Here is a 21,277-nt window from a genome sequence, read left to right on the forward strand (position 1 = left end):
CCTCTCCCACAAGGGGAGAGGGAGCCTGACATGGTGCATCCCTAACTGTGGAGGAGCCGACAGATGACATCGCTCAAAGGCAAGACGCTGTTCATCTCGGGTGCGAGCCGCGGCATCGGGCTTGCGATTGCGCTGCGCGCCGCGCGTGACGGCGCCAATGTCGCGATCGCGGCGAAGACCGCCGAGCCGCATCCGAAGCTGAAAGGCACGATCTACACTGCCGCCGACGAGGTCCGCGCCGCCGGCGGCAAGGCGCTGCCGGTGCTCTGCGACATCAGGGACGAGGCCCAGGTGATGGCGGCGATCGAAGCTACCGTCGCCGAGTTCGGCGGCATCGACGTCTGCGTCAACAATGCCAGCGCGATCAGCCTGACCCCCTCGCAGGCAACCGACATGAAGCGCTACGATCTCATGATGGGGATCAACACCCGCGGCACTTTCATGGTGTCGAAATACTGCATCCCGCATCTGAAGAAGGCGGAGAATCCGCACATTTTGATGCTGTCGCCACCGCTCGACATGAAGACGAAGTGGTTCGAGCACTCGACCGCGTACACGATGGCGAAGTTCGGCATGAGCATGTGCGTGCTCGGGCTAGCCGGCGAGCAGAAATCCGCCGGCATTGCCGTCAACGCATTGTGGCCGCGGACCACGATCGCAACCGCCGCGGTCGGCAATCTGCTCGGCGGCGACGCCATGATGCGCGCGAGCCGCACGCCCGAGATCATGGGCGATGCGGCCTATGCGATTATCACGCGGCCGTCGCGCGAGTTCACCGGCAATTTCTGCATCGACGACAAGGTGCTCTATGCCAACGGCGTGCGCGACTTCGAACGCTATCGCGTCGATGCCTCGGTGCCGTTGATGTCGGATTTCTTCGTGCCCGACGACGATGTGCCGCCGCCTGGCGTCACCGTGCAGGCCCTGCCGTCGGTGGGCGGAGCTCAGACGTCGCGCTAGACTAGACGACCGAGGCGTTGAGCTGCGTGCGCCAGTGCTGCACGCGCTCCTTGAGCAACGTGTCGCGCACATAGGCGAGCTCTTCGTCCTCGATGCGCTCCAGTGTTTCGAGCGAGAGATCGTCCGCGCCATGCGCCGACCAGGCGCGCTGCAATTCGGCATTGCGGTGGCTACCCATCCGCAGCGTGAACCAGATGCGGTTCTGGATTTTCTCCAGATCGAGCGCCTGCCCGACCCAGACCTCCCCGGTCGCCCGGCAGCGGATCGCGAACACGCCGGCGACGGCACCACGTTTCTTGTAGTCGGCGATGGCCAGCTTGCGGTCCTCGGTCTTCATGATGGCTCCTGTCCGGTCGGCACACGATTTATATCCGGGTATTATTGACAAAGCAATTACACCCGGGTAAAACTTCCCATCGAGGGCGAATAGGACGAGCTGACATGGACACCGCCTACCATCTGGAGCCGACCTGGAATGCCGGGCGCGACTTCGCCCAGCGCGCGATCGGCGGCGAGCTGGTGATGCTCAACCTGCTGCGCTTCCGCGACATCGCCGACTATTCGCAAAGCCCTGAGCTGGCCCCGCCGCAGCCGGTGACGGGTGCGGAAGCCTACGACCGCTATGTCGCCCACACGCTGCCGCATCTGCGGAAGAGCGGCGGCGACATCCTGTTCATGGGTGAAGGCGGCTCGTTCCTGATCGGCCCCGAGGACGAGCGCTGGGATCGCGCAATGCTGATCCGGCAGAAGAGCCGCGGCGCGTTCCTCGCCTTCGCGGTGGCGGAGGCCTACCTCGCCGGCATCGGACACCGCACCGCGGCGCTGGCGGATTCACGGCTGCTGCCGCTGGTCGAGTTGCCGCGATGACCGAGATGCTAGCGGCCAACCTCGTACGGCCCGCCCTTCTCCAGCGCCCGCGCATAGGCCGGGCGGGCGTGGATGCGCTCCAGGAAAGCGACGCACCGGGGATGGCCGTCCTCGAGCCCGCCGCGCGCGGCGGCCGCCTCGAGCGGAAAGCTCATCTGGATGTCGGCGCCGGAGAACTCGTTGCCGGCGAACCACTCGCTCTTGCCGAGCTCGCCTTCCCAATAGGCCATGTGCTGCTTGATCTGCGGATTGACCAGCGTGGACAGCGCCTGGTTCGAGACCTTGCGCACCAGCGGCCGCAGCAGCGCCGGCGCGCGCTTCGGCATCAGCGTGAACAGCAGCTTCAACAGCAGCGGCGTCATCGCCGAACCCTCGGCGTAGTGCAGCCAATAGGTGTAGCGCAGCCGATCCGGCGTATCGGCCGGCGGGATCAGGCGACCCTTGCCGTAGGTCGCGATGATGTATTCGAGGATCGCGCCGGATTCCGCGATCGTGTTGCCGTTGTCGGTGACGACCGGCGACTTGCCGAGCGGATGGATCGCGCGCAGCTCCTTCGGCGCCCGCATGTCGGGCTGCCGCTGGTAGCGCACGATCTCGTAGGGCACGCCCAATTCCTCGAGCAGCCACAGCACGCGCTGCGAGCGGGAATTGTTGAGATGATGAACCGTCAGCATGGGCGTCCTCTGAAATATCGGCGCAATCGGACGGCGTTTGGTGCCGGCCGGGAACAGGAAAGTCGAGATCCACGCGCCGTGCTTGCTGGAAATCACCCGGGCAATACGTCGCGCAATCGGAGAGGTCTACCATGAATCCTACCTATGTCGCCTTCGAAGGCGAGCATCGTATCGGGGCCGGTGACCTCGCGGAGGTCGCGCGCGCCGCCAAGCAGCTGCTCGACCGGCGCAAGGATGCCGCGGTCCTGGTGTTCAACGGCCGTACCTCGGCGCTGGTCGATATCGATTTCCGCGGCTCGGTCGACGATGTGCTGGCGCGGCTGCCGAAGCTCGCGCCTCCGCGCGACGAGGAGCCGGCAACGCCGACCGCCCCGCGCGGTCCCGGACGGCCGAAGCTTGGCGTCGTCGCGCGTGAGATCACGCTGTTGCCGCGCCATTGGGACTGGCTCGCGCAGCAGAAGGGCGGCGCATCGGTCGCGCTTCGCAAGCTGATCGACGAGGCGCGGCGCACAAGCGGAGACAAGGACCGCACGCGCAGCGCACAGGATGCCGCCTATCGCTTCATGACAACGATGGGGGGCAACCGGCCAAACTACGAGGACGCGATCCGCGCCCTGTTCGCGCACGACCGGCGGCGCTTTGCGACGCTGATCGCGGAGTGGCCGGCCGACATCCGCGATCACGCGATCAAGCTCGCCTATAGCGATCAAGCGGACTGATGCGCCGTCGCGCGAAATCGGCGGCGGCGGGCCAGTGATTCGGCTTTCGGAGCAGAACCGCAGACCCGTCCCACCGCCGTCCTGACGGTCTCGATTTTTGGAAGTTGAACGTGTCCAAGCCTCCTTCTCTACGCAAAGCTTTCCTATCCTTCCTGGCGCCGATGCTGCTGAGCAATGTGCTGCAGTCGCTGTTCGGCACCATCAATGGCATCTATCTCGGCCAGATGATCGGGGTCGACGCGCTCGCCGCTGCGTCGGGGTTCTTCCCGGTGATGTTCTTCTTCATCTCCTTCGTGATCGGCCTGAGCGCCGGCGCCTCGGTCATGATCGGCCAGGCCTGGGGCGCCGGCGAGCCCGACCGGGTCAAGGCGGTCGCCGGCACGACCATGACCGTGACGCTGCTGCTGGCGCTGGCGATCGCGATCTTCGGCGGCCTGTTCGCGCGCCCGCTCCTGATCGCGCTCGCCACGCCGCCTGATGTGCTCGATGCCGCAGTGTCCTATGCGCGGATCATGATGATCACGATGCCGGTGACCTTCGCATTCCTGCTGCTCGCGGCGATGATGCGCGGCGTCGGTGACACCATGACGCCGTTGCTGGCGCTGACGGTCTCGACCGTCGTCGGCCTTGTGGTGACGCCCGCATTGATCCGCGGCTGGCTCGGGCTGCCAATGCTGGGCGTCGCCAGTGCCGCAATCGCCTCCGCGGTCTCGGGCGTCGTCACGCTGCTCTGGCTGCATATCCACATGCTGCGGCACAAGCATCCGCTGGCCTTCGACGCCGCGTTCCTGCGCGCGATGCGGCCGAACGGCGCGCTGCTGCGCATCGTGCTGCGGCTCGGCATTCCGACCGCGATCGGCATGGTGGTGGTCTCGCTCGCCGAACTGGTGCTGCTCGGCCTCGTCAACGGGTTCGGCTCGGACGCCACCGCCGCCTATGGCGCAGTCAACCAGGTGATCAGCTATGTGCAGTTTCCGGCGATCTCGATCGCAATATCCGTGTCGATCTTCGGCGCGCAGGCGATCGGCCGCGGCGACTCGCGCCAGGTCGGCGCCATCGTCCGCACCGGGATCGAGATGAACCTCGCGCTGACCGGCGGACTTGTCGTGCTCGGCTATCTCTTTGCGCGGCCGCTGATGGGCTTCTTCATCGTCGATGGCGCTGTGCTCGCGCTCGCCCAGCAGCTTCTCTACATCGTGCTGTGGAGCATGGTGCTGTTCGGCATGGCGACGGTGTTCTCCGGCGCGATGCGTGCCGGCGGCACGGTCTGGATGCCGCTGTTCATCTCGATCCTGGCCATGGCGCTGGTCGAGGTGCCGGTCGCGGTTGTGCTCAGCCGCATCATGGGCATCAGCGGCATTTGGATCGCCTATCCCGCCACCTTCGCAACCATGTTCCTGCTGCAGATGGCCTATTACGCCCTGGTATGGCGCAATCAAACCATCAAGCGGCTGATTTGACATCGCGCGCCGCGGCTCACATGATGAGTATCATATTCTACTGATGGCGCCTGCGGCAGCAGGCCCGTGCTAGAAGAGCCAATACGAGACAAGCCGAGGGGAGAGACCGCCGTGAGCCAAAATCCGCAATTCCTGTTCGATTTCGGCAGCCCCAATGCCTTCCTCAGCCACGAGGCGATCCCGGCGATCGAGCAGCGCACCGGCGTCAAGTTCGAGTACGTCCCGATCCTGCTCGGCGGCATCTTCAAGGCCACCAACAACAAGTCGCCGGCCGAGACGCTGGCCGGCGTCAAGAACAAGCCGGACTTCATGAAGATCGAGACCGAGCGCTTTATCAAGCGCTTCAACGTCAAGCCCTACACCTGGAACCCGTTCTTCCCGGTCAATACGCTGAACCTGATGCGCGCGGCGGTCGCCGCCCAGCTCGAGGGCGTGTTCGAGAAGTACATCGAAGCGGCCTTCCACTACATGTGGGTCGAGCCGAAGAAGATGGACGATCCGGAAGTCGCCGGCAAAGCCATCGCCGCCTCCGGCCTCGACGCCGCCAGACTGTTCGCCCGCGCGCAGGACGCCGATGTGAAAGCCAAGCTGATCGCCAACACCCAGGCCGCCGTGGAGCGCGGCGCGTTCGGCTCGCCGACCTTCTTCGTCGGCAACGAGATCTTCTTCGGCAAGGAGCAGCTGCGCGAAGTCGAGGAACTGGTGTCGGGAAAGTGAGATGAGCGAATGCTCAATTGCGGGTAGCGAATAATCGAACGGCATTCCTATCTAATCGACACTCCCCATTCGCTCTTCGCTCGCTTCCCGGGCAACAACAAAGAAGGACAAATTCCCATGCGCGTTCTCGTGGTCGGCGCCGGTGCGATCGGCGGTTATTTCGGCGGCCGGATGCTTCAGGCCGGCCGCGATGTGACTTTTCTCGTCCGGCCCCGCCGCGCCTCCGAGCTCGCCTCCGCCGGGCTCGTGATCAAGAGCCCGAACGGCGACGTCACGCTGAACAATCCGCCGACCGTGCAGGCCGATAAACTGTCGGACAAGTTCGACGTTGTGCTCCTGAGCTGCAAGGCGTTCGACCTCGAGGATGCGATCAAGTCCTTTGCGCCAGCGGTCGGCGACAAGACTGCGATCATCCCGCTGCTCAACGGCATGCTGCATCTCGATGCGCTCGACAAGACATTCGGCGCCCAGCATGTGCTCGGCGGTCTCTGCGCGATCGCCGCGACGCTGAACGAGAAGCGCGAGGTGGTGCAGCTGCAGCCGATGCAGTCGCTCGCTTTCGGCGAACGCGCCGGCGGCCTGTCGGACCGGGTGGGCGCGATCGCGGACACTTTCTCAGCGATCAACGGCGCGGCCGCAAGCGACCACATCATGCAGGACATGTGGGAGAAGTGGGTGTTCCTGGCGTCGCTCGCCGCCTCCACCAGCCTGATGCGGACCTCAGTCGGCAACATCCTGGCTGCGCCCGGCGGCAAGGATTTCCTGCTCGGCATCCTCGACGAATGCAGCGCGATCGCGGCCGACGCCGGCCACATGCCGGGCGGTCCGTTCTTCCAGCGCACCCGCGGGCTCCTGACCACTGAAGGCTCGCCGATGACCGCATCGATGTTCCGCGACATCAAGGCGGGGCTGCCGGTCGAAGCCGATCACGTGATCGGCGACCTGATCGTGCGCGCCGATGCCGCCAAGATCCCGGTGCCGAAGCTACGCACGGCGTACACGCATCTCAAGGCGTACGAGAAGCAGCGGGCTGGCTAGCCTTCACCCTCCCTTGGAGGGGGAGGGTCGACGCGAATGAAATGAGCGGCGGGGCGGGGTGACAGTCTCTCCGCATCGGCACTGCTCGAGTGGAGAGATCACCCCACCCCGGATCGCATATCGCTACGCTCAATGCGATCCGACCCTCCCCCTCCAGGGGAGGGTGAAGACCGCGGGTCCTATGCTTCCCTCACAAATGCGCCAGGTAATGCGCGAGCGCGGTGATCTCTTCGTCGCTCAGCGGATACGCCACATCGGCCATCGCCGCCTGCGCGCCGCCGGAGCGCTGTCCCGACTTGTAGTCGTGCAGCGCCTTGACGAGATATTCCTCGCGCTGGCCGGCGATGCGGGCGACGGCCTTGGTGCCGGCGAACGTGTCGCCATGGCATGAGGCGCAGCGACGGCCGGCGGCGGCCTGCTTACCCTTCTCGGACAATTCCGGATCGTCGTCCTTGCCGCCCTTGAACGGCGTCAGCGAGGCGAAATAGGCGCCGAGATTACGGATGTCGTCATTGTTGAGCTGCTCGACGATCGGCTGCATCTGCTCGTTCTTGCGCGCACCGGCACGGAAGAACACCAGCTGCCATTGGATGAACTGGTCGAGCTGGCCGGCGAGCGACGGAATATTCTCAGTCTGCGAGATGCCGTTGTCGCCATGGCACCCGGCGCAGATTTCGGCCTTCGCCTTGCCGGCGGCGACGTCGGCTGCCTCCGCAAAGGATGTCATCGCGATTGCCGACGCGAACAGGATTCCGAGGGACGCGATACGCATTGCCAGTTTCTCCTGACGTCATTGCCGGGCTTGACCCGGCAATCCATCTGGCTTGCAGAAGGGTTTTTGTTTGGATGGATGCCCGGATCAAGCCCGGGCATGACGAGTCTGTTCCGTAGCTTGCCAAACCAAGCAAACGGGGCTGCAGCCGCCTCGAAGGCCACCGCAGCCCCGCTGCCTTCAACCGTTACTTCTTGCTGTAGCTGATGCGATAGATCGCACCGGCCCAGTCGTCGGCGACGAGGATGGAGCCATCCTTGTCGAGCAGGATGTCGGCCGGGCGGCCGAGATAGCCCTGGTCACCCTGGATCCAGCCGTCGGCGAAGATCTCCTGCTTGGCGTTCTTGCCGTCGGGGCTCGCGGTGATCTTCACGATGCGGCCGCCCTGGTACTTGTGCCGATTCCAGGAGCCGTGCTCGGCGATCAGGATGCTGTTCTTGTACTCGGCCGGGAATTGGCTGCCGGTATAGAACTTCATGCCGAGCGGAGCGACGTGGGCGCCGAGATTGTACACCGGCGGGGTGAACTCCGAGCACTTGTGACCCATCGCGAACTTGGTGTCCGGCAAATTGCCCTGGTGGCAATAGGGATAGCCGAAGTGCTCGCCGATCTTCGAGATCATGTTGAGCTTGTCGCTCGGCAGATCGTCGCTGATCCAGTCGCGGGCGTTTTCGGTGAACCAGTATTTGCCGGTGCGCGGGTCGACGTCGCCGCCGACCGAGTTGCGCACGCCGAGCGCATAGATTTCCGCGTTGCCGGTCTTGGGATCGACGCGGCGGATCTGCGACACCGAGGTCGGCGGGATGCCGATGTTGAAGGGAGGTCCGAACGGAATGTAGAACCAGCCGTCCTTGTCGACGGCGATGTATTTCCAGCCATGCGCCGCATACGACGGCATGTCGTCATACACCACCTTGCCGCTGCCGAGATTGTCGAGATTGGCTTCGGCATTATCGTATCTGATCAGCTTGTCGACCGCGATGACGTAGAGCGCGCCGTCGCGGAACGCGAGGCCGGTCGGCATGTTGAGGCCCTTCAGGATGGTCTTGACCTCCTTCTTGCCGTTGTTGTCCTTGATCGCATAGACGTTGCCGAGGCCGAACGAGCCGACGAACAGCGTGCCCTTGTCGCCCCAGGCCATCTGCCGCGCCGCGAGCACGTTCGAGGCATAGACCTCGATCTTGAAGCCCGGCGGCAGCTTGATCTTCTTCATCATGGTGGCGAGTTCGGCGTCGGATGCGCCGGTCGGCGGACCGGACGGCGGAGCAAGGCCCTTCTGCGCGTCGGTCTCGTCGCCGAGGAACCAGTCATCCGGCGGATGGGTCCAGAATTCCTTGGTGCCGGATTCGTACTTCTTCAGCGCCCGGTTCTTGTCGGTTTGTTGCTGTGCATTGGCGAAGGTTGTCCCCGCCAGCAGCGCAATCGCCGCGAACGCAAGTATGGATCGATTGAAAGCCGATTTCATCGCGTCACTCCCCTACGCAAGCCATTGCAGCTTGCCTGTTATTGATTTTGAACGCCCTGAGAGATGATGGTGGCGGTCTGTGAGGTAGGTCAGACCGCAAAATGGTAGCACATCCATCGACGCTGAAAAGCGCGTGCAGTAGTGTGCGCTGCGTCAAAACAAGTTGAGACGAAATTTGAGACGAAATTTTCGCGCGCCGGCTGCCTGATAACAAGGCATTCTGCACCGCAGCGTAATATTCGAACGAAGCTAACGCTCGTGACCGCCTCTATCGCGACGAGAGGCGCGAACGCCCGAGCGCCTGTGCCTTCGGTAGCGGCCTGAACAACACACTGCGCTTGTGCCCCCGAAGATCCCCGCGATCTTGAAGCCGTCATCGGCGGCGATGATGTCGCCGTTCCGCAGCGTCATGCCATCCTCGATGCAATCGGCGACGGTCCGGTGGACGCGCCAGCGCTGCACACGCATGGCGGCACGATCGCGCGCTGGAATCGGAGTGGATCCGCGAGCGCCTTGCAGGTCCCGCCCGCTTCGGTTGTGGCGCTATCTATGTCGGAGCCGGAATGCAGCTTCACCGCGGCAGCCGACGCGGCCGTCGCGGGCCGCGGCATCCTGGTCGCAAGAACACAACACCGCCCGAACAACAAAAAGCCCGCACCAATGCGCGGGCCTTCATCAGACTGTCAGCTCGGTCAGCGAGATATTTTGGAGCGGGCGAAGGGGCTCGAACCCTCGACCCCGACCTTGGCAAGGTCGTGCTCTACCACTGAGCTACACCCGCATCCGAAATGGCGGCGATCGCTCGCCGGCAACGGCAGACCTATGCCAAATGCTGTCTGTGAATGCAACACAAGAGCGCGGTCCGAACTTCACGAAATCGCACGGTTTCCTTAAAAATTGACCCCGAATCGGCCGGAACCGGCCACCGCGACGATTTCTTTTTATGTTTCGGCTGGAACCAGCCTCAGAGCCATCTCGTCCCGGAGCGATTCGAGCCAGGTCTCGAACCAGCCGGTCAGCGTCTGCGCCAGTTCGACGCGGCGGTCCGCGTCGCAATCGAACACCGCCCACCATTCGATAAAGGCCCGGTCGCCGTCGACCACCGGGGTCACCCGCAGGGTTGCGCTGAAATCCGTCATCGGCAGGGTCGGTGGACCGGCAAATTCGTAGGTCTGGAAGTGCTCGACGTCGGACTGGGCGAGCAGGCGCTGCCGGATCCGCCGCTCCCGGTACAAGACGTTGCGCACGGCGCCGACGGTATCGCCGGACTTGCCGTCCTCGATCTCGCTGCTGCCCGCGCCGTGGACCCAGACCGGGTAATTGTTGAAATCGCGGATGATTTTCCAGACCTCGCCGGCCGGCTGCTCGAACACGGTGCTGTAATAGGCCTTCGCCATGGGCGATCCCCTGTTGCCATGAAGGAGCGCCATCGTCGGCCGTTCCGGACCTCAAACCCACCCGATCTCCGATGGAACGGGCCGGGCGGCAAGCGATTGAATTTTGCCGGCCGACCGCCATCTACGGAGCATGTTCCGGGATCATGCTCTGGGCTGACAGAACGGCTGAACACGCCGTCCGGAGCGTGCTAGAACGCCCCCGTATTTTTCCGACCTCAGAAGACCAAGGCGAGGACAACGTGACGATAATGGAGCAGGGCGGCCCCACGCCCCAGGCAGCGCCCGATCTGATCAAGGAGACGACGACCCAGACCTTCGTCAAGGACGTCATCGAGGAATCGCGCCGCCAGCCGGTCATGATCGACTTCTGGGCGCCGTGGTGCGGTCCCTGCCGCCAGCTCACCCCGATGCTGGAAAAGGCGGTTCGCAACGCCAAGGGCCGGGTCAAGCTGGTCAAGATGAACATCGACGAGCATCCACAGATCCCCGGCCAGATGGGCATCCAGTCGATCCCGGCCGTGATCGCCTTCGTCAACGGCCAGCCCGCCGATGGCTTCATGGGCGCGGTGCCGGAGAGCCAGATCAACGCCTTCATCGAGAAGATCACCAAGGGTGTGCCCGCCGCCGGCGAGCCCAATCTTGCGGAAATCCTGGCCGAGGCCGACGCGGTGCTGGCCGAGGGCGATGTCGAGGCTGCGGCGCAGATCTATGCCGAGGTGCTGGCGCACGACGCCACCAACATCGCCGCGCTGGCCGGCCTCGCCAAGTGCTACGTCACGTCGGGTGCGGTCGAGCAGGCCAAGCAGACGCTCGCGATGGTGCCGGAATCCAAGCGCAATGACGCCGGGGTGAAGGCGGTGCAGGCGGCAATCGACCTCGCCGAACAGGCGCAGTCGGTCGGACCGATCGCGGAGCTGGAACAGAAAGTCGCCGCAGACCCGCTCGATCATCAGGCCCGGTTTGATCTTGCGACCGCGCTCAATGCCATAAACAGGCGCACGGAGGCGACCGAGCAGCTGCTCGCGATCGTCAAGCGTGACCGCAAGTGGAACGACGACGGCGCGCGCAAGCAGCTGGTGCAGTTCTTCGAAGCGTGGGGCGGCACCGATGAGGCAACCGTCGAGGGGCGCAGGCGGTTGTCGACGATATTGTTCTCGTAACGCACGCCCGTCATAGCACCGGGACCGCAGATGCCGATCAATGCCGAATATCGCGGGCCCGGCGAGCTCCCCGAGGTGATCCCGGTGTTCCCGCTGCCGGGCGCGTTGCTGTTGCCGCGCGGCCAGATGCCGCTCAACATCTTCGAGCCGCGTTATCTCGCGATGATCGACGACGCGTTGCGCGACGGTCACCGCCTGATCGGCATGATCCAGCCTGATGCGGCGCATTCGCAGAAGGAGGCGCGGCCGGCGCTGTTCCGCATCGGCTGCGTCGGCCGCATCACCCAGCTCGCCGAATCCGGCGACGGCCGCTACATCCTCGAACTGACCGGCGTCGCACGCTTCAAGGTGGTCGAGGAGCTGACCGTGCAGACGGCGTACCGGCAGTGCAAGGTCGACTTCTTCTCGTTCGCCGGCGACTTCACCGCGCGCAAGGGCGAGGACGCCGTCGACCGCAAGGCGCTGCTCGAAGTGCTCGCCGATTTCCTGGAAGCCAACAACCTGAAGGTTGACTGGGAAGGCATCGAGTCCGCGCCGAACGAAGCGCTGGTCAATGCGCTGGCGATGATGTCGCCCTATGGTCCGGCCGAGAAGCAGGCGATGCTGGAAGCGCCCGACCTGAAGACCCGCGCCGAGATCCTGATCGCGGTCACCGAGATGGACCTCGCCAAGAAGCGCACATCGGGCGACCCGCCGGTGCAATAAAGGATGATCCTTCGCGACAAACGCGAGGTGTTTGCGCGAAGATCAACGATTGCGAAGCTGCTTCCGTCCGGTGAACATCGCGCGCACCAGGTTCTGACGCTGCAGCAATCCCACCGCGATGACGCCGAGCACGTGCAGGGCGACCAGGATGATCACCGCATCCGAGGCATAGGCGTGGGTGTCCTCAACCCACCAGACGCCGAAGAAGGTGACCGTGACCTCCATCGCACCGGTGATCGCGGAGACCGCGAGCGTGAGCAGCAGTGCCACCAGCATCACGGTGCCCGCGGGGTTGAGCCCGATGTAGCGGCCGGTGATGCCGCGACGGAGATTCCAGATGTAGCGCGGCGCGGCGCGCAACCGGACACCGAGCTTGCCGAAACGCGCATAGCGCGTGCCGGCAAAGCCCCAGATCAGCCGGAACGCCAATAGCCCGATCACGGAATAACCCGCCAGCCGGTGCAGTCGGTCATAGACGTTGGGCGTCACCCAAGCGACCAGGACGAGGATGGCGAGCGCCCAGTGCCAGAACCGCAGCGGCAGGTCCCAGACCTGCACGGTGGTGGCGCCGCGGGCGCCGGGCGCCGCCTTCGTCATCGCGTCTGCTTCACTCGGCGATTCACTTGGCGATCGTGTGCTTCAGGCTGAGATCCTCCGGGCTGTAGAACAGCTCGTAGAGCTTGCCTTCCTTGACGCCGTACACTTCGTAGCAGGAGCCTTCGACCTTCGAGCGGCGCACCTCGTAGCCGGCCGCCTTGGCCTTGGCTTCGGCATCGCTGGCCGGCTTCCACGACGCCTTGTCGAGCTTGGTGCAAGTCTTGTAACCGTCGGCGAACGCCGCCGAACCGAAAAGCCCCAGAACACCAGCTGCAAGTACAGCGCTCAAAATCACTCTCACGCGCATCTCCCCTCCGTTGACGATCATGCCCACAACGCCATCGCGCCGAGCACATGCGTGAACAATGCTGAGGTGATTGCCAAGTCAAGGAAGCGCGGACGCGGCACGCTTTAGAGAAATTCTAACGGCCGCGAAAACCGCTTTGCACTCCACGCGCAATTTGATTTTGAGCGCTTGCTGCGGCCTTACGCCTCAGGACGCGGCACCGGCCATTGCGAGACGAATCGCGGGGCGCTCGGCTGCCGAAATCCGCCCACCGATCATCTGAGCGACCTTCTCGCTCTGGACCGCGGGGCTGAAGTGGAAGCCCTGCACTTCCACGCAGGCGTCGGCGCGCAGGATGTCGAGTTGCTCCCTGGTTTCGACACCTTCGGCCGTCGTCGTCTTGCCGAGGCTGACGGCAAAGCGAACGATCGCGCGTGCGATCCGGCGCGACTCGTCGGTTGCGCCCGCGAGTTCGGACACGAAGCTGCGGTCGATCTTGACCTTGTCGAACGGAAATTTCTGCAGGAAGCTCAGCGATGAATAGCCGGTGCCGAAATCGTCGAGCGCGATCCGCACGCCGAGATCATGCAGCTGGCTGAGCGCCGCGAACACCGCCTCGCTGTCCTGGATGATCGCCGTTTCGGTGACTTCGAGCTCGAGCCTGTCAGGCGAAACCCCCGAGCTCGCCAGCGCGTGCACGATCACCGGGACCAGTTCGGGGCTCCTGAACTGCACCGGCGACAGGTTGATCGCGATCTTGAGATCATCGGGCCATTTGGCGGCTTCGGCACACGCGGTGCGCAGCACCCATTCGCCGAGCGGCACAATCAGGCCGGTCTCTTCCGCCAGCGGAATGAACTGCGCCGGCGAGACCATGCCGCGCTGCGGATGATGCCATCGCAACAGAGCCTCGAAGCCGCAGGTCTCCCCGCTCGCGACGTTGATGAACGGCTGATAATGCAGCTCGAACTCGCCGTTGGCGAGCGCGCTGCGCATGTCGCGCTCGAGGCTGCGCCGGGTCTGCAGCTGCCGGTCGAGCTCCGGCTCGAAGAAGCGGAACGCGCCGCGCCCGCCACTCTTGGCCGAGTAGAGCGCAAGATCGGCGCTGCGCAGGACCTCGTCGGAATCGGTGCCGTCGCGCGGCGCGATCGCAATCCCGATGCTGGTCGTGGTAGTCACCCGATGATCGCCGAGATCGATTGGTTCGCTGAGCGCCTTCCTGATCCTCTCGGCGAGCACACCGGCTTCCGTGACCGGATCGGTGACGTAGTCGATCACGGCGAACTCGTCACCGCCGAGCCGCGCCACCAGCGTGGTATCGCTGACGCTCCTGCGCAACCGCGCGGCCACCGACTTCAGCAACGCATCACCTGCCGGATGCCCGAGGGTGTCGTTGACGTCCTTGAAGCGGTCGAGATCGAGCATCAGCACCGCAAGGCTCGGTCCGCCGCACCGCGCGCCGGAGAGCGCCTGCTCCATCCACTCCTTGAGCAGCACGCGGTTCGGCAGATCGGTCAGCGCGTCGTGCTGCGCCATATGGGTGATCTTGGCCTCGGAGCGCCGCTGTTCGGTGACGTCGCGATGCGTCGCCACCCAGCCGCCGCCGGGCATCGGCTGCCGCGTCACGCAGATCAGCCGGCCATCAGCAAGCTCGTCGACCCGGCTGCTGATCTCGCCGGCCGGCAGTGCGTTCAGTGTCGCGAGCACCTGGGTCGCGGCGCTGTCGCTGGTCTCGCCCTTGAGAATGCCGTTGGCGATCCGATGCGTGATGATCTCACGATGGGCGGTGCCGGGCAGCAGCAATTCGGGCGGCAGCCGGTACATCTTGGCGTAGCGCTCGTTGCACACGACGAGGCGCTTCTCCGCATCGAACATGCAGAGGCCCTCGCCCATGTGGTTGATCGCCGTATCCAGCCGGAACCGCTGTTCTTCCAGCTCCTTCTGCGACGCCTCGACCTGCTGCCGCGCCAGCGAGAGCTGGCTGATGATCTCCTCGAAACGGCGGGTGCGAAGCGCGAGGCGCCGATCGGCGAGCACGCCGACCAGACTCATCCCGAGCACCGAGAGCGCCACGCCCGCGATCACGATGGCGAGGAAGGCGGGAGACAGCGACAAGGCTTCCGGAGCCAGCAGCGGGTCCGGAACGATCTCGACCGCGCCCATCGCGGTGAAATGATGCGACACGATCGCAAGCGTCAGCAACAGCGCCGCCACGAGCGACATCCAGCGATCCTGACGGCGGACCGCGACCGACAGCGCGGCGTAACCGAACAGCATGCCGAGCACGATGGAGGCCGCCACGAGGTCGAGCGACCACACCACATGGCCCGGCACTTCCAACGCCCACATTCCGAGATAATGCATGCTGGCGATGCCGGCTCCGATTACCGCGCCGCCGACCGGCGCACGCCAGGAGCCGGAGTCGCTGGCGGCAAGGCCGAGTCCGCCGGACGTCAGCATCATCGCGACGGCGAGCGACAGCGCCGTGAGGACGATGCCGTAGCCGGTCGGCACGCCCGGCTCGTAGGCGAGCATGGCGATGAAATGCGTCGCCCAGATGCCGTAGCCGATCGCAGCTCCCGCGATCGCGATCCAGATCAGCCGCGTCCTCGCCTGTGAAGCGATCGCGCGATGGAAGATGTTGACCGCGACAATGCTGGCAACGAAGCAGACCAGGCCGGCGAGCAGAACGAGCCGCCAGTCATGCTCACCTGAAAGACACGTCAGAACACGAAACATGCGTCGGCCCATGGTTGTCCGCGCGGACAGGCTAGGTCGATTGAATTGTCTTCTCGATAATTTTCTACAACTTTCGGTGGCATGGTTATCCGCGCGTAAGCCGATTCCACACGGAAATTGATGGCTCCATAAATATCGTTGCTACGGTCAGCCGTCTCATGTCCCCGCCATGGCGCTATCCGCGTTCTGCGACCGGTTCAACCAATCGATCCAGGATCGCGTGCCGCGGACGCCGTCGCTTACGACGAAGCCCATCCCGCGTGCAGCCTTTCGAGAGAGCGGCATCGGAAGGACGAGACGATGCATGCCCCGCGCCCGCAGAAACTCCCGCGCGATCGCGGCAAGACTGAGGTCGTCTGGTCCTCCAATCTCCGCCCGCGTGCCGCGTCCTCCATCGAAGGCGCATCGGACGAGATAGTCGGCGACGTCCGAAGTATCGACCGGATTGAACATGGCGTTCGGCACCGGCCACACCGGCAGCCATGAGAGGTTCGACAGCATTTTCTCGAGCAAGTAGTGGAACGGCATTGCCCGGATGACCGACCACGGCAAACCGGAGCGGCGAACGAGTTGCTCGCCCGCGAGTTTTACGCGCGCATATGGCAGCGACGCATCCTCGAGTCCGACTATCGAAACATGGAGGAAATGCTGCACGCCGGCGGCGCCGCTGAAAGCGAGCAGACGTTCGGTTCCGTCGACGTCCACTGCGGTCGGTGACTTGACGAAATCAAGCGGTTTGACGCTGCCGCGACGTGCGATTGGAGAATATGTCGCTGCGTTGATGACGGTGTGCACGCCATCCAGCGCTTCGCCGAGCCCTTCGCCCGTGGCGAGATCTCCTAATGCACATTCCACATCACTTTCGGGTTGCGGTCTCCTGGCGAGGATCCGCACATGATGCCCGGCTTGAACAAGCCGGCTGACGAGGTCACGGCCAAGATGGCCCGTTCCTCCGGTAACGAGGACGAGTGGCATTTCCTGCTCTCTGTGATTGATCGGTTGATCAGGCTGCAAGCGGGACGAGGATCGTTTCGCCCGTGGCGACCAACACCGCCGCACCCCGCTCATCCGCCGCGAACAGCTCCGCGCGCGCGAACACCTGCCTTCGGCCGGTTCGTACCGTGCTGCCCTTGGCAACAAAAGTGCGGCCTACTGCAGGCCGCAGACAATTCATCGAAAAGTGAGAGGCCGTGACCCCGCCCACGACCGTCGCCGCGGCAAAGCCGCAGGCAGTATCGAGCAGAGCCGCGATCATGCCCGCGTGAAGATGGCCTGCATATTGGGTGAGATCATCACGCCAGGGCATGCGCAGCTCTACCGCGCCGGCGCCGGCGGAGACCAGCTCGAGGCCGACCAGCCGGTTGAAGGCCGCCGACGCATTGGTCGCAACAAGACGCTCCAGATCGAATCCCGCTCCAGTGGTCATGCAAAACTCCATTGCGGCGGTCGTCGCTCGAGATTGGCCCTGACCGCTTCGACGTGATTGGGGGTGCCAAGCAGAAGCGCCTGCTCGGCCGTTTCAGCCGCGAGTCCGGTCGCCGCATCGCGATCGACTGCGAGATTGAGCAGCCGCTTGGCGGCGCGGATCGCGTCCGGGCTGCGGTCCGCGATCGCGCGCGCCGTCTCCAGTGCGGCATAGTGCGGCTGTTCGACGATCCGGGTGGCGAAGCCGTAACCGAGCGCTTCCTCCGCGGAAAAGACGCGCGCGGTATAGGTCAGTTCGCGGACGACGTCTTCGCGCGCGAGATGGCGCATCAGCTGCGTTCCGGCCATGTCGGGCACCAGCCCCCATTTGGCTTCGATGACGGCCAGACGCGTGGCTGGCGCAAGATATCTGATGTCGGCACCGAGCATCAGCTGAAAGCCGCCGCCGAATGCGATGCCGTGGACGGCCGCAATCACCGGCACCGGCAACTCGCGCCAGAGCCACACCAGATGCTGCGCGAAGTTGGCGATGCCGTGGGTGCGCTGGCCGAGATCGACAAAAGGCAGGATGGATTGGCCTTCCGTCGTTGCGACCAGACGTTCGATGTCGAGGCCGGCGCAGAACGCCTGCCCCTCGCCCGACAACACCACCGCGCGGATCTTCGGGTTGTCCTTAAGCTGCGCGCCGATGGCGGCGATGGCGGTGAACATCGCCGGATCGAGCGCATTGAGCTTGTCCGGGCGGTCGAGCCTGATGTCGGCGACGCCGTTGGCGATGCTCAGACTGATGCGATCAGTCGTCATGATCGTGTCCGCTAGTAGCCGGCGGCGGCGAGCGCCACGACGGCACTCATGGCCATCCAACCGAAATGCCGGCCACGCGTCGCGACCGCATTGGCGAGCGCGGCGCTGCCGAACACGATGGCGAGCGTTGCCACGATCCAGTGCCGCGCGGCATCGGAGGCCATCGCGGGCGCAGCGACGAGCAGCACGCCGCCGCCGATCCAGGCGACGGTGCCGGCCTGATAGACCAGACGAAGCAAAAGGCGCAGCCGCGGCGGTTCGACGGTGGCGCGCGCGAATATTTTGGTCTCGCCGAGCACGCCATGAATCAGGCTGACCAGGATGGCGATGAGTCCGGCGCCTTGCAGCAGAAGATCACGCATCGCATTGTCTCCATACAGTACTGTATGGATAGGACACCAGTCGCTGGCGCCTGTCAATACACTTGTGTATGGTCGGGACGTGGACGGTGAATCATGACGGAACAGCTCTCGGTCAAGGACTGGCTCGATCAGGGCCTGAAGACGCTGGCGAAGCACGGCTTCACGGCGCTCAAGGCCGAGCCGCTGGCCAAGGCCATGGGGGTCTCGCGCGGCAGCTTCTACTGGCATTTCGCCGACATCGGCGCCTACCGCACCGCGATCCTCAACCATTGGCGCGAGGTTGCCGCCGAGCAGGTGATCGCCGAACTCGAGACCATTCCGGAAGGCGGCGACGCGCTGGCGCTGCTGCTGCGCCGGACCTTCTCGGCGCGGCTGGCACTGGAACGCGCGGTGCGCAGCTGGGCCACCGGGTATGCCGCGGCGCGCGCCGCCGTGCTCGAGGTCGACCAGCGCCGGATCGGCTATATCGAAACCCTGCTCCGGCATGCCGGATTCCCCGACGACGTGGCGCGGGGCCGGGCGCAGATCTTCTATTGGGCGTTCATCGGCTACGCGCTGTCCGAACAAACGCTGCCGAAGCCGCGTCAGCAGGCCGCAATCGACGAGCTGTTGCGGATGGCCAAGCGCTGACAGCTGACACGAGAGTGTGCTACACGACGGCCAGTTTGTTCTGGCGCGTTTTCTTCACGCGAACCGGTACCCACTTCGCTCGAAAACGCTGCAGCCGGAGACCGCAATGAGTTCCACGACCGACCACCTCGACAGCACCGCCGACCCAAAGCTGCTCGAAATCCTGGTGTGCCCGATCACCAAGGGACCGCTGGAATTCGACGCCGCGCGGCAGGAGCTGATCTCGCGCTCCGCGAAACTTGCCTATCCGATCCGCGACGGCATCCCGATCATGTTGCCGGAAGAGGCGCGCAAGATAGATTGATGCGCGCCCTCGTCACATGGCTGTTGCTGCTCGTCTCCGTGGCGAGCGCGGCGGCCGACGAGAGCAGGCTGCGCATCGGCGCGATCGACGCGGTGCTGACGGTGCCGCCGGACGTGGCAAAACCGCCGGTGGCGCTGCTGATCGCCGGCTCCGGCTCGACCGACCATGACGGCAACGGGCCGCAGCTCAAGCCGGCGACATTGAAAAAACTCTCCGAGCAGCTGGTCGCACGCGGCATCGCGACGCTGCGCTACGACAAGCGCGGCGCCGGCGAATGGAAGAAGGAGTTCGGCCGTCCGGAGGACTTTCGCTTCAAGGACTATGTCGGCGACGCGGCGGCGCTGATCGACTATCTGCGCGGCAGCGGCAGGTTCGCGCATGTTGCGGTGGTCGGGCACAGCGAGGGTGGCCTGGTCGCAATCCTCGCCGCCCAGCGCGTGCCGATCGACCGGCTGGTGCTGCTCACGACGGCGGCGCGCAAGCAGGGCGCCGTGTTGAAGGCGCAGCTCGAAAAGCAGCTGCCGCCGGACAAATTCGCGCCGATCGGAAAGGCCATCGACGACATCATGGCCGGACAAATCGTCGATCCGCCGCCGGCGGGGCTGGCGATAGCGCCTGCGATGCAACCCGCCATCGCATCGGCCTTTACCGAGGATCCGGTCGATCCGATGAAAAAGATCACCGGGCCTGTCCTGATCGTCGCGGGCGGCCGCGACCATCAGCTGGCGCGGCTCGACTACCTCGCGCTCACCACCGCCGACGTCGCGGCCAAATCATTGTGGCTGCCGGATATGAATCACCTGCTGGTCGACGTCACCGACGCGGCGGACGACATGGCAAGCTACAATGAACCGGAGCGGCCGCTCGACCCCGACCTGATCGACGCGGTGGCGGGCTTCATTTCGCAGAAATGATCGGATGCGCGGCAAAGCCGTAGCCCTACAGCGCCTCGCCCTTCAGCAGCCGCGGTACCTCGCCTGACAATCCCGCCGCCTGGCGGATGAACATGCTCTTCAGTGGCGGCGCGCGATCGACGAGGCCCAAGCCGATATCGCGCACGGTGCGCAGCAGCGTCGATTCGTTGGAGAACAGGAAGTTCAGCGAGTTGGTGGCAACCCCCATCGCCATCGTGTCGAAGCGCCGCCAGCGCTGATAGCGCTCGAGCACGTCGGCCTGTCCGAGATCCATGCCGAGCCGCGCCGCATCGACCACGACCTCGGCCAGGGCCGCGACATCCTTCAGGCCCATGTTGAGCCCCTGTCCCGCGATCGGATGGATCACATGCGCGGCGTCGCCGATCAACGCCAGCCGTTCGGCGATGAAGGAGCGTGCGACGAAATAGCCGAGCGGGAACGCGCGCGGCTTGTCGAGCGCCTTGATCTCACCGAGGTGCAAGCCGAACCGCTGCTCGAGCTCGGCGTGGAATTCCGCCTCGCTCAGCGCCGTGATGCGCGCGGCCTCTTTGCGCGTCTCGGTCCATACCAGCGACGAGCGATTGCCGGTCAGCGGCAGGATCGCGAACGGACCCGCGGGCAGGAAATGCTCCTCGGCGCGGCCGTGATGTTCGCGCTCGTGCCCGACGGTGACGACGATGCCGGATTGGTCATAATCCCAGCCGTGGGTCGCGATCCCGGCGCGCTCGCGCAGCTTGGATCGCGCGCCGTCGGCGGCGACCAGCAGGCTCGCATCGATCTCGGTGCCGTCGGCCAATCGGACGCTGACGCCGTCGGGCCGCGAGTCGAAGCTCGACACCGCGGTGGCACGCAGCTCGACGCCCTCGGCCTCGGCGCGGGTCGCCAGCGCATCGATCAAATAGCGGTTCTCGACCATGTGGGCGAACGGCTCGCCGGGCTCGACATTGCCGGCGAAGGTCAGGAACACCGGACGCGTCGCGTCCTCCAGCTTGGAATCGGTCACGACCATGTCGGTGATCGGCTGCGCCGTCGGCGCCACCTGCCCCCAGACGCCCAGCGTCTCGAACAGCCGTCGGCAGGCCGCCACGATCGCGGTCGCGCGCGGATCGCGGCTCGGGCGCTGGCTCAGCGCCGGATCGGCCACGATCACCGGAATGTCCGGCCCCAGCCCCTGGCGCAACGCCACGGCCAGCGCCAACCCCGCAAAAGCGCCCCCGCAGATGACAATACTTCGCTGTGCCGGCATGCCGTTCCCTTACGCGCCCTGCGCTCTCAGACTGTG

Annotated in this window: 24 protein-coding genes and 1 tRNA gene; 11 read left to right on the forward strand and 14 right to left on the reverse strand. The window is 64.9% G+C overall.

Annotated elements, in window-relative coordinates; all coding sequences use genetic code 11:
• The first annotated feature begins 63 nt into the window (after positions 1 to 63).
• Positions 64 to 960: an SDR family oxidoreductase gene (locus tag BraRD5C2_RS21460; RefSeq protein ID WP_223971194.1), complete on the forward strand. Its 897-nt coding sequence runs from the start codon at positions 64 to 66 to the stop codon at positions 958 to 960.
• Position 961: 1 nt separating this feature from the next.
• Here the strand turns inward: BraRD5C2_RS21460 and BraRD5C2_RS21465 are convergent, their stop codons facing one another.
• Complete coding sequence (locus BraRD5C2_RS21465) at positions 962 to 1,297, reverse strand: GIY-YIG nuclease family protein (protein WP_223971196.1); 336 nt, start codon at positions 1,295 to 1,297, stop codon at positions 962 to 964.
• Positions 1,298 to 1,401: 104 nt separating this feature from the next.
• Here BraRD5C2_RS21465 and BraRD5C2_RS21470 point away from each other — a divergent pair, with 104 nt between their 5' ends.
• Positions 1,402 to 1,827: a DUF1330 domain-containing protein gene (locus tag BraRD5C2_RS21470; protein WP_223971198.1), complete on the forward strand. Its 426-nt coding sequence runs from the start codon at positions 1,402 to 1,404 to the stop codon at positions 1,825 to 1,827.
• An 8-nt stretch (positions 1,828 to 1,835) separates the two neighbouring features.
• Here BraRD5C2_RS21470 and BraRD5C2_RS21475 read toward each other — a convergent pair whose 3' ends face one another.
• Positions 1,836 to 2,501: a glutathione S-transferase family protein gene (locus BraRD5C2_RS21475; protein ID WP_223971199.1), complete on the reverse strand. Its 666-nt coding sequence runs from the start codon at positions 2,499 to 2,501 to the stop codon at positions 1,836 to 1,838.
• A gap of 131 nt (positions 2,502 to 2,632) precedes the next feature.
• Between BraRD5C2_RS21475 and BraRD5C2_RS21480 the strand changes: the two genes are divergently transcribed.
• From BraRD5C2_RS21480 to panE, 4 genes are all read left to right on the forward strand, one after another.
• Positions 2,633 to 3,220, forward strand: coding sequence for a DUF2239 family protein (locus BraRD5C2_RS21480; protein ID WP_223971202.1), 588 nt, complete (start codon positions 2,633 to 2,635; stop codon positions 3,218 to 3,220).
• A gap of 104 nt (positions 3,221 to 3,324) precedes the next feature.
• Positions 3,325 to 4,680: an MATE family efflux transporter gene (locus BraRD5C2_RS21485; RefSeq protein WP_223971205.1), complete on the forward strand. Its 1,356-nt coding sequence runs from the start codon at positions 3,325 to 3,327 to the stop codon at positions 4,678 to 4,680.
• Between the two features lie 111 nt (positions 4,681 to 4,791).
• Positions 4,792 to 5,397 carry a 2-hydroxychromene-2-carboxylate isomerase gene (locus BraRD5C2_RS21490; RefSeq protein ID WP_223971208.1) on the forward strand — a complete coding sequence of 202 codons (606 nt, stop codon included), beginning with the start codon at positions 4,792 to 4,794 and terminating at the stop codon, positions 5,395 to 5,397.
• Between the two features lie 117 nt (positions 5,398 to 5,514).
• On the forward strand, positions 5,515 to 6,435 hold the full coding sequence (gene panE / locus BraRD5C2_RS21495; RefSeq protein WP_223971210.1) for a 2-dehydropantoate 2-reductase: 921 nt from the start codon (positions 5,515 to 5,517) through the stop codon (positions 6,433 to 6,435).
• 190 nt (positions 6,436 to 6,625) lie between these two features.
• Here the strand turns inward: panE and BraRD5C2_RS21500 are convergent, their stop codons facing one another.
• From BraRD5C2_RS21500 to BraRD5C2_RS21515, 4 genes are all read right to left on the reverse strand, one after another.
• On the reverse strand, positions 6,626 to 7,207 hold the full coding sequence (locus BraRD5C2_RS21500; protein WP_374708030.1) for a c-type cytochrome: 582 nt from the start codon (positions 7,205 to 7,207) through the stop codon (positions 6,626 to 6,628).
• Between the two features lie 187 nt (positions 7,208 to 7,394).
• Positions 7,395 to 8,672 (reverse strand): PQQ-dependent sugar dehydrogenase, encoded by a 1,278-nt coding sequence (locus tag BraRD5C2_RS21505; protein ID WP_223971211.1) that lies wholly within the window; start codon positions 8,670 to 8,672, stop codon positions 7,395 to 7,397.
• 706 nt (positions 8,673 to 9,378) lie between these two features.
• Positions 9,379 to 9,453: transfer RNA gene (locus BraRD5C2_RS21510), tRNA-Gly, on the reverse strand.
• A gap of 160 nt (positions 9,454 to 9,613) precedes the next feature.
• Entirely contained in the window at positions 9,614 to 10,069 is a 456-nt protein-coding gene (locus BraRD5C2_RS21515) for an SRPBCC family protein (RefSeq protein ID WP_223971213.1), read from the reverse strand.
• A gap of 239 nt (positions 10,070 to 10,308) precedes the next feature.
• On the opposite strand from BraRD5C2_RS21515, the gene trxA reads away from it, so the two are divergent.
• Both trxA and BraRD5C2_RS21525 read left to right on the forward strand, forming a co-directional pair.
• Entirely contained in the window at positions 10,309 to 11,229 is a 921-nt protein-coding gene (gene trxA / locus BraRD5C2_RS21520) for a thioredoxin (protein ID WP_223971215.1), read from the forward strand.
• Positions 11,230 to 11,259: 30 nt separating this feature from the next.
• Entirely contained in the window at positions 11,260 to 11,934 is a 675-nt protein-coding gene (locus tag BraRD5C2_RS21525) for an LON peptidase substrate-binding domain-containing protein (RefSeq protein WP_223971217.1), read from the forward strand.
• A 42-nt stretch (positions 11,935 to 11,976) separates the two neighbouring features.
• Here the strand turns inward: BraRD5C2_RS21525 and BraRD5C2_RS21530 are convergent, their stop codons facing one another.
• From BraRD5C2_RS21530 to BraRD5C2_RS21560, 7 genes are all read right to left on the reverse strand, one after another.
• Complete coding sequence (locus BraRD5C2_RS21530; protein ID WP_223971219.1) at positions 11,977 to 12,531, reverse strand: cytochrome b/b6 domain-containing protein; 555 nt, start codon at positions 12,529 to 12,531, stop codon at positions 11,977 to 11,979.
• Between the two features lie 22 nt (positions 12,532 to 12,553).
• Positions 12,554 to 12,838, reverse strand: a complete 285-nt coding sequence (locus tag BraRD5C2_RS21535) for a PepSY domain-containing protein (RefSeq protein ID WP_223971221.1) — start codon at positions 12,836 to 12,838, stop codon at positions 12,554 to 12,556.
• A 186-nt stretch (positions 12,839 to 13,024) separates the two neighbouring features.
• Positions 13,025 to 15,556 (reverse strand): bifunctional diguanylate cyclase/phosphodiesterase, encoded by a 2,532-nt coding sequence (locus BraRD5C2_RS21540; protein WP_223971224.1) that lies wholly within the window; start codon positions 15,554 to 15,556, stop codon positions 13,025 to 13,027.
• 156 nt (positions 15,557 to 15,712) lie between these two features.
• Positions 15,713 to 16,531 (reverse strand): SDR family oxidoreductase, encoded by an 819-nt coding sequence (locus BraRD5C2_RS21545; protein ID WP_223971228.1) that lies wholly within the window; start codon positions 16,529 to 16,531, stop codon positions 15,713 to 15,715.
• A 28-nt stretch (positions 16,532 to 16,559) separates the two neighbouring features.
• Entirely contained in the window at positions 16,560 to 16,982 is a 423-nt protein-coding gene (locus tag BraRD5C2_RS21550; protein ID WP_223971230.1) for a PaaI family thioesterase, read from the reverse strand.
• Positions 16,979 to 17,785 carry a crotonase/enoyl-CoA hydratase family protein gene (locus tag BraRD5C2_RS21555; RefSeq protein ID WP_223971232.1) on the reverse strand — a complete coding sequence of 269 codons (807 nt, stop codon included), beginning with the start codon at positions 17,783 to 17,785 and terminating at the stop codon, positions 16,979 to 16,981. The genes BraRD5C2_RS21550 and BraRD5C2_RS21555 overlap by 4 nt, the downstream gene beginning before the upstream one ends.
• 11 nt (positions 17,786 to 17,796) lie before the next feature.
• Complete coding sequence (locus tag BraRD5C2_RS21560) at positions 17,797 to 18,147, reverse strand: hypothetical protein (RefSeq protein WP_097676238.1); 351 nt, start codon at positions 18,145 to 18,147, stop codon at positions 17,797 to 17,799.
• A 93-nt stretch (positions 18,148 to 18,240) separates the two neighbouring features.
• Between BraRD5C2_RS21560 and BraRD5C2_RS21565 the strand changes: the two genes are divergently transcribed.
• The 3 genes from BraRD5C2_RS21565 (at position 18,241) to BraRD5C2_RS21575 (ending at position 19,995) form a co-directional block, all read left to right on the forward strand.
• A complete protein-coding gene (locus BraRD5C2_RS21565) occupies positions 18,241 to 18,777 on the forward strand; it encodes a TetR/AcrR family transcriptional regulator (RefSeq protein WP_223971233.1) in 537 nt (178 codons plus the stop codon).
• A gap of 106 nt (positions 18,778 to 18,883) precedes the next feature.
• Positions 18,884 to 19,081: a Trm112 family protein gene (locus tag BraRD5C2_RS21570; protein WP_223971236.1), complete on the forward strand. Its 198-nt coding sequence runs from the start codon at positions 18,884 to 18,886 to the stop codon at positions 19,079 to 19,081.
• On the forward strand, positions 19,081 to 19,995 hold the full coding sequence (locus tag BraRD5C2_RS21575; protein ID WP_223971239.1) for an alpha/beta hydrolase family protein: 915 nt from the start codon (positions 19,081 to 19,083) through the stop codon (positions 19,993 to 19,995). Before BraRD5C2_RS21570 ends, BraRD5C2_RS21575 begins: the two co-directional genes overlap by 1 nt.
• Before the next feature lie 25 nt (positions 19,996 to 20,020).
• Here BraRD5C2_RS21575 and BraRD5C2_RS21580 read toward each other — a convergent pair whose 3' ends face one another.
• A complete protein-coding gene (locus BraRD5C2_RS21580; protein ID WP_223971242.1) occupies positions 20,021 to 21,241 on the reverse strand; it encodes a ubiquinone biosynthesis hydroxylase in 1,221 nt (406 codons plus the stop codon).
• Between the last annotated feature and the right edge of the window lie 36 nt (positions 21,242 to 21,277).

Source organism: Bradyrhizobium sp. RD5-C2 (genome assembly GCF_019972155.1).
GTDB lineage: Bacteria > Pseudomonadota > Alphaproteobacteria > Rhizobiales > Xanthobacteraceae > Bradyrhizobium.

Excerpts from the sequence above, each read along its gene's own strand:
- BraRD5C2_RS21460 (WP_223971194.1), top strand. The coding sequence starts at position 64 with ATGACATCGCTCAAAGGCAAGACGCTGTTCATCTCGGGTGCGAGCCGC.
- BraRD5C2_RS21465 (WP_223971196.1), bottom strand. The coding sequence starts at position 1,297 with ATGAAGACCGAGGACCGCAAGCTGGCCATCGCCGACTACAAGAAACGT.
- BraRD5C2_RS21470 (WP_223971198.1), top strand. The coding sequence starts at position 1,402 with ATGGACACCGCCTACCATCTGGAGCCGACCTGGAATGCCGGGCGCGAC.
- BraRD5C2_RS21475 (WP_223971199.1), bottom strand. The coding sequence starts at position 2,501 with ATGCTGACGGTTCATCATCTCAACAATTCCCGCTCGCAGCGCGTGCTG.
- BraRD5C2_RS21480 (WP_223971202.1), top strand. The coding sequence starts at position 2,633 with ATGAATCCTACCTATGTCGCCTTCGAAGGCGAGCATCGTATCGGGGCC.
- panE (WP_223971210.1), top strand. The coding sequence starts at position 5,515 with ATGCGCGTTCTCGTGGTCGGCGCCGGTGCGATCGGCGGTTATTTCGGC.
- BraRD5C2_RS21500 (WP_374708030.1), bottom strand. The coding sequence starts at position 7,207 with ATGCGTATCGCGTCCCTCGGAATCCTGTTCGCGTCGGCAATCGCGATG.
- BraRD5C2_RS21505 (WP_223971211.1), bottom strand. The coding sequence starts at position 8,672 with ATGAAATCGGCTTTCAATCGATCCATACTTGCGTTCGCGGCGATTGCG.
- BraRD5C2_RS21515 (WP_223971213.1), bottom strand. The coding sequence starts at position 10,069 with ATGGCGAAGGCCTATTACAGCACCGTGTTCGAGCAGCCGGCCGGCGAG.
- BraRD5C2_RS21525 (WP_223971217.1), top strand. The coding sequence starts at position 11,260 with ATGCCGATCAATGCCGAATATCGCGGGCCCGGCGAGCTCCCCGAGGTG.
- BraRD5C2_RS21530 (WP_223971219.1), bottom strand. The coding sequence starts at position 12,531 with ATGACGAAGGCGGCGCCCGGCGCCCGCGGCGCCACCACCGTGCAGGTC.
- BraRD5C2_RS21535 (WP_223971221.1), bottom strand. The coding sequence starts at position 12,838 with ATGCGCGTGAGAGTGATTTTGAGCGCTGTACTTGCAGCTGGTGTTCTG.
- BraRD5C2_RS21540 (WP_223971224.1), bottom strand. The coding sequence starts at position 15,556 with ATGTTTCGTGTTCTGACGTGTCTTTCAGGTGAGCATGACTGGCGGCTC.
- BraRD5C2_RS21545 (WP_223971228.1), bottom strand. The coding sequence starts at position 16,531 with ATGCCACTCGTCCTCGTTACCGGAGGAACGGGCCATCTTGGCCGTGAC.
- BraRD5C2_RS21550 (WP_223971230.1), bottom strand. The coding sequence starts at position 16,982 with ATGACCACTGGAGCGGGATTCGATCTGGAGCGTCTTGTTGCGACCAAT.
- BraRD5C2_RS21555 (WP_223971232.1), bottom strand. The coding sequence starts at position 17,785 with ATGACGACTGATCGCATCAGTCTGAGCATCGCCAACGGCGTCGCCGAC.
- BraRD5C2_RS21560 (WP_097676238.1), bottom strand. The coding sequence starts at position 18,147 with ATGCGTGATCTTCTGCTGCAAGGCGCCGGACTCATCGCCATCCTGGTC.
- BraRD5C2_RS21565 (WP_223971233.1), top strand. The coding sequence starts at position 18,241 with ATGACGGAACAGCTCTCGGTCAAGGACTGGCTCGATCAGGGCCTGAAG.
- BraRD5C2_RS21570 (WP_223971236.1), top strand. The coding sequence starts at position 18,884 with ATGAGTTCCACGACCGACCACCTCGACAGCACCGCCGACCCAAAGCTG.
- BraRD5C2_RS21575 (WP_223971239.1), top strand. The coding sequence starts at position 19,081 with ATGCGCGCCCTCGTCACATGGCTGTTGCTGCTCGTCTCCGTGGCGAGC.
- BraRD5C2_RS21580 (WP_223971242.1), bottom strand. The coding sequence starts at position 21,241 with ATGCCGGCACAGCGAAGTATTGTCATCTGCGGGGGCGCTTTTGCGGGG.